The 380-nt window shown below is 42.1% G+C and carries 1 tRNA gene; it reads left to right on the top strand.

The features are described 5' to 3' along the window. The first annotated feature begins 79 nt into the window (after window positions 1-79). A tRNA-Cys gene (locus QP752_RS11210) sits at window positions 80-153 on the top strand. The last annotated feature ends 227 nt before the right edge of the window (window positions 154-380 follow it).

The raw sequence follows: 380 nt of genomic DNA, 5'->3' as shown, positions 1-380 counted from the left end.
CCCCATGTCTTTCCCCATGATGTCATTTTTTAGAATAGAAAATTAATTGTGAAAAGATAGTAGATGGCAGATTTAATTATTCCCTGGTGGCTCAGATGGTAAAGAATCTGCCTGCAATGCAGGAGACCCAGGTTTGATCCCTGGGTTGGGAAGATCCCCTGGAGAAGGAAATGGCAACCCACTCCAGTATTCTTGCCTGGAAAATCCCATGGACAGAGGAGCCTGGTGGGCTACAGTCCATGGGGTTGCAAAGAGTTGGACACGACTGAGTGACTTTCACTTTCAGTATAATAAAAAGCTATCAATTTGGTCTTGCATCCAACTAGTTTGCCAAATGGCCTTATTAAGTATAACAATATTTATTGGGGTTACTTTGATTT

Source organism: Corynebacterium sp. UMB10321, assembly GCF_030228725.1.
Lineage (GTDB): Bacteria > Actinomycetota > Actinomycetes > Mycobacteriales > Mycobacteriaceae > Corynebacterium > Corynebacterium pseudogenitalium.
This window is presented reverse-complemented; position numbering and strand designations above follow the sequence as displayed.